Annotated in this window: 5 protein-coding genes and 2 pseudogenes; 5 read left to right on the top strand and 2 right to left on the bottom strand. The window is 60.5% G+C overall.

Annotation, left to right across the window (positions count from 1 at the left end):
• Nucleotides 1–72: 72 nt before the first annotated feature.
• From PG892_RS21550 to ybcJ, 3 genes and pseudogenes are all read left to right on the top strand, one after another.
• Nucleotides 73–1,104: pseudogene (locus PG892_RS21550) on the top strand (alpha/beta fold hydrolase); the annotation flags it as partial.
• A complete protein-coding gene (locus PG892_RS21545) occupies nt 1,101–1,505 on the top strand; it encodes a MaoC family dehydratase (protein WP_010674881.1) in 405 nt (134 codons plus the stop codon). The pseudogene PG892_RS21550 and the gene PG892_RS21545, both read left to right, overlap by 4 nt.
• A 165-nt stretch (nt 1,506–1,670) precedes the next feature.
• Nucleotides 1,671–1,904 (top strand): ribosome-associated protein YbcJ, encoded by a 234-nt coding sequence (ybcJ, locus tag PG892_RS21540; protein ID WP_010674882.1) that lies wholly within the window; start codon nt 1,671–1,673, stop codon nt 1,902–1,904.
• A gap of 156 nt (nt 1,905–2,060) precedes the next feature.
• Here ybcJ and PG892_RS21535 read toward each other — a convergent pair whose 3' ends face one another.
• Nucleotides 2,061–2,534 (bottom strand): DUF4442 domain-containing protein, encoded by a 474-nt coding sequence (locus tag PG892_RS21535; protein WP_010674883.1) that lies wholly within the window; start codon nt 2,532–2,534, stop codon nt 2,061–2,063.
• Nucleotides 2,535–2,898: 364 nt separating this feature from the next.
• Nucleotides 2,899–3,752, bottom strand: a protein-coding gene (locus PG892_RS21530; RefSeq protein ID WP_113725556.1) for an IS5 family transposase whose coding sequence is annotated in 2 segments (ribosomal slippage) — nt 2,899–3,410 and nt 3,410–3,752 — 855 coding nt in all. Because the reading frame shifts where the segments join, the coding sequence is not laid out codon by codon here.
• A gap of 141 nt (nt 3,753–3,893) precedes the next feature.
• Here PG892_RS21530 and PG892_RS21525 point away from each other — a divergent pair.
• Nucleotides 3,894–4,250 (top strand): hypothetical protein, encoded by a 357-nt coding sequence (locus tag PG892_RS21525; RefSeq protein WP_223917421.1) that lies wholly within the window; start codon nt 3,894–3,896, stop codon nt 4,248–4,250.
• Nucleotides 4,198–5,075, top strand: a pseudogene (locus tag PG892_RS22705) (hypothetical protein). The gene PG892_RS21525 and the pseudogene PG892_RS22705 overlap by 53 nt, the downstream one beginning before the upstream one ends.
• Nucleotides 5,076–5,183: the final 108 nt, after the last annotated feature.

The following is a 5,183-nucleotide window of genomic DNA, read 5'->3' as shown; positions in this document are numbered from 1 at the left end:
ACCAGCGGGGCTGACGCCCCGGCGAAATTCCCCTCCCACCTACGTCGGAGGGAGTCCCCTTTCGCATTTAAGATGGACATGCGCCCCCAGAACTCCCTGGTGGCCTGGCTGGTCGCCCAGGGGCAGACGGTCTTCATGATCTCCTGGCGCAACCCGGGGGTGGCACAGGGGCAGGTCGATCTCGACGACTACGTGGTGGACGGGGTCATCGCCGCCCTGGACGCCGTGGAGGCAGCCACCGGCGAGCGGGAGGTGCACGGCATCGGCTACTGCATCGGTGGCACTGCGTTGTCACTCGCCATGGGCTGGCTGGCGGCGCGGCGCCAGAAGCAGCGGGTGCGTAGCGCCACCCTGTTCACCACCCTGCTGGACTTCTCCCAGCCCGGGGAGCTTGGCATCTTCATCCACGAGCCCATCATCGCGGCGCTGGAGGCGCAGAACGAGGCCAGGGGCATCATGGACGGGCGCCAGCTGGCGGTCTCCTTCAGTCTGCTGCGGGAGAACAGCCTCTACTGGAACTACTACATCGACAGCTACCTCAAGGGCCAGAGCCCGGTGGCATCCGATCTGCTGCACTGGAACAGCAACAGCACCAACGTGGCGGGCAAGATCCACAACAGCCTGCTGCGCCGACTCTACCTGGAAAACCAGCTGGTGAAGGGGGAGCTCAAGATCCGCCACACCCGCATCGCTCTCGCCAAGGTGAAGACCCCGGTGCTGCTGGTGTCCGCCGTGGACGATCACATCGCCCTCTGGCAGGGAACCTGGCAGGGCATGGCGCTGTTCGGGGGCGAACGGCGCTTCATTCTGGCCGAATCCGGGCACATCGCCGGCATCATCAATCCACCGGATGCCAACAAATACGGCTTCTGGCAGAGCGAGGTCGAGGCGGACAGCCCGGCGCAGTGGCTGGCGGGGGCGACCCACCAGAGCGGCTCCTGGTGGCCCGAGATGATGCGCTTTATCAAAGACCGTGACGAAGCAGAACCCGTCCCCGCCCGGCAGCCTGTCGAGGGGCTGGAGGCGGCCCCCGGCAGCTACGTCAAGGTACGGCTCAATCCGGTGTTTGCCGGCGTCAGGATGCAAGAAGAGGAACCCGCATGAGTACACAACCCCTTGCCGTGGGCCAGAAGGCTCGCCTGACCAAGCGCTTCGGCCCGGCCGAGGTGGCGGCCTTCGCCGGCCTCTCGGAGGATTTCAATCCCCTGCACCTGGACCCGGACTTTGCCGCCACGACGGTGTTCGAGCGCCCCATCGTCCACGGAATGCTGCTGGCGAGCCTCTTCTCCGGGCTCCTCGGGCAGCAACTGCCCGGGAAAGGGAGCATCTATCTGGGCCAGAGCCTCTCCTTCACGCTCCCGGTGTTCGTGGGGGACGAGGTGACGGCGGAGGTGGAGGTGATTGCCCTTCGAAGCGACAAGCCCATCGCCACCCTGGCCACCCGCATCTTCACCCAGGGCGGCGCCCTCGCCGTGACGGGGGAAGCGGTGGTGAAACTCCCTTGAGCGCCAGTGGCCCCCAGAGATACAACCAGCCCGGTCGGGCTGGTTTTATTGCCTGTGCTCGCCCCTTTTTCGGGGCAATTCGGCCCGGGCCCTTTCCCTGCCCCGCCTAACTGCCTAGAATGAGCCCCCGCTGTTTCAGCCATTCATCCAGCTAGAGGATTTCCCATGGAGACGTTTCTGCTCGAAGGTCACCCCTTCGTTGCCTTGTGTGACCTGATCAAGCATCAGGGTTGGGCCGATTGTGGCGGTGCCGCCAAGGCGCTGGTCGCCGAGGGCCTGGTGGAAGTGGACGGTCAGGTCGAGACCCGCAAACGCTGCAAGATAGTCGCCGAGCAGGTGGTCAACTTCAACGGCATGAAGGTAGTCGTGAAAGAAGGCGTCAGCCCCGAGATCCTCTGATCCTGACGCCCTGCCACGCAAGCGCTACCCAGCACAGTGGCCGAGCGGGCGGTCAACTTCAACGGCATGAAGCATGAAGGCCGTGGTGAAGGAAGGGAGCAGTCCCGAGATCCTTTGATACCGGCTTGAACAAGGGCGCCAAGCGCCCTCTGGCCTTCAGCTTGCCTTGATGGAGAGGGTCAGCACAAAGCGGGCCATGGCCTCGTCGCCGTTGCGCGACGGGCAGGTGGCCACCACCTGGATGGGGCGGTTGATGCGCTGACCGCTCGCCAGGGACTCGTCGATCATGGCGTCGATAAGCTCCCCCGCCGCGCAATCAAACTGCACGTCCCCCTCCGGGCGCTTCAAAAACTCCCCTTGCACATCCTTGAAGGCAAAATGCACCTTCTTGCGCCGCGCCCGCCCCTTCTCCATGACCAGGAGCCCCCCCACCAGGTCGGCACCGGTGGCGAGCGCCCCGAAATACATGCTGCCCAGGTGGTTGCGGGTGCGCCAGCCCAGCGGAATGCGGATGCGCAGCGCCCTGGCGTCCATCTGCTCGATGACGGGGGCACAGAAACCAATGACGGGAATGTAGCGCCAGGCGAACAGACGCAGGGCGAGGTTGGCTTTGAGGCGTTGCAGGTCCATTGCAAACTGATCCGATGAGTAAATGTGATACAAATGTTGCCAGTCTGCTTCCCGATAGACAAGCCTCCCGTGCCATCCCTGTGAGCGGCCCCCCAAAGAGTATTTGCAAAATTCATGCAATGGCCAGGTTCTATTTGCCTGGCAAATGATAAAATCGGCCTTTCCTGACCCCGGGTCGCCCCTCTCTTTTCCCTTTTTCCGATTTTTTTCAAGGTCCCGCCCCGGATGACGGGACCATGACGGCCATATCCGAATGAAACACAACGAGAAATACTCCCCGTCTGGGGGCTAGCCCAGGATCCCGCCCCCGCCACTGGGATTATTCGCAGTAACCAAACCCCCTCTCCCTCGCTAGGCTGTGTTCTCAAAATGCTGGTTTTCTGTCCACCAATAGCTCTCGTAAGTAACGAAGGCAGAAAGCCAGCTTGATAAAAGCAGCAAAACTTCCCGCCAGCTTTTCATATCTCGTTGAGAATCGGCGAAACTTCTTCAGCCATCCGAAGCACCGCTCGACCACATTTCGCCTGCGATAACGAGCTTTGTCTAATACCAGAGGTCGTCCCTTATGGTGCCGCTGCTGGTCGCTGCGCTGCGGGATGACTGCTTTTATCCCTCTGCGCCGGAGTTCGGCCCGCAAAGCCCTGCTGCTATAGGCCTTATCTGCGGCAAGATGCGTTGGTCGCGTGCGATAACGGCCTGATGAAGTCGGGATCCTTGCCATGGCCAACGCACTTGTCGCATATCTGATTTCCGCTGATTGCCCCGGCGAAAGGCAGAACCCCAGCGGTAAACCATTACCATCAGTGACCAAGTGAATTTTGCTGCCAAAACCACCACGAGAGCGACCAAGTGCTTGATTCACCGGAGTGTTTTTTTACGCGCTCCGGCAGCATCTTTGGATACCCTGACATTGGAGCCGTCCAGGCACCACAGGTCGAAATCGATGAGCCCTTCTTCATTGAGCTTGAGCTGCAGCGCTTCCAGAATGGCATCAATCCGGCCTGCATCCTGCCAACGCCGGAAGGTGTTGTAGACCGAATTCCATGGTCCGAAACGTTCTGGAAGGTCTCGCCAAGGAGCTCCGGTGTGGAGTATCCAGAGAATGCCATCGAGCACTTGGCGCGGTTCATGGGTAGGGCGCCCGATCAGGCTTCGAGAAGGAAACTGGGGCTCGATAAGCCCCCATTGTGCATCAGTCAGCTGATAACGGTGGGACACGGAATGGATCTTAAGCTGTTGAGAAGATGTGAGATTATATCTTCATCACTTTAAGAACACAGCCTAGGCTGTTGCTGGCCAGGAAGTAGCCACTCGGCACCGGGTCAACCCGTCTACCAATCTCACCATAAGGATAGAGAGATGAGTCACGTGCAACAGTTGTTCAACGGGGGCGAGAGCGCCGGTACTTTCCAGCTCAACTTCAACAACAACCGTGTCTACGAGCTGTTTGGCCGGGAGTACCTCAAGTGCTATGCCAACCTCAGCGCCAAGGGGAAGATGAGCAAGCCCCTGCCCACCGGGCCGCTGAGCTACACCGTCGACTTCGCCATGGATTGCGGCTGCAGTTCGGTGCTGTTTGACTTCAACCTCGCCTACAAGAAGACCTTCGGCAACCAGTTGCAGGCCCCCCTGTGGCGCGAGTCGGACTACGAGGCCGTAGCTGGTGCTCTGCCAGCTGGTGCGCGAGGCACCGGCCAACCGCCTGAGCAACCATGATCAGTTCGCCGAGGCCGAGGCCTTCTTCAACGACGTCAATCTCCCCGACACCGTCCGGGCGGTGGGCAGTGATCCCTATGCCGACAAGGACGGCCTGGTGGAGTTCATCGTGGCCAACGAGCTGCTGGACGATCCCGCAGTCATGGCCAAGCTGGCGGAACAGAAGGCCTACCTCATCGCCATCACCTCCGTGGTCACCGCCTACATCAACCGTTACGCCGAAGCCTATGGCGAGCAGTACAAGACGGATGCGGATCTCTGGGCCAGGGCCCTCTCCAAGATCCCCCTGATGGGGCCGAGCAAGATCGATCAGCAGAGCTACAGCCGCCACATCAAGGGGCTCAGCATCGCCACCGACTTCATCAACTTCATCATGGACGTGGTGGTGAGCCAGGGCACCACGGCGCTGGCCAGCTTCAACAAGTTCCTGCAAAAGCAGGGGGATGCCATCCGCTTCGGGGTGGAGAACAACAAGGACTTCACAAGACCATCACGGTGGGGGTCACAGTGGAAGTGTTCAAGGTGGGCAACGAGCTGGTCTATGTGCCGAAGATCAAGCAGTACCGCGTCAACTTCGACCGCCAGAACAGCAAGTTCACCTCCGCCTGTGCCAGCGCCGAGTTCGTCGACATCTACTTCAACTACCTCTATGCCGCCAACGTGTTCGACTACGAGGCCCTCAAGGACCCCGAGATCAAGCGCGACTTCGACAACTTCATCCAGAAGCAGCGCAAGGCACAAATTGAAGAAGCGGATACCTTCTTCAACGATGACTTCCCGCCCCTGGAACCCAAGCTGGTCAGCCGCAGCAAGGTCACGGTGTAACCCTGCCTGTCAAAAAAAACAGCCGGCAGATGCCGCAATGCTGTTCACTTAAGCGGAGCCGCATTGCGATTTACCGGAAAACGGGTCTTTGATATCTTCACCGCCCTG

The sequence above is a fragment of the Aeromonas sp. QDB68 genome (genome assembly GCF_027707405.1).
Lineage (GTDB): Bacteria > Pseudomonadota > Gammaproteobacteria > Enterobacterales > Aeromonadaceae > Aeromonas > Aeromonas caviae.
This window is presented reverse-complemented; position numbering and strand designations above follow the sequence as displayed.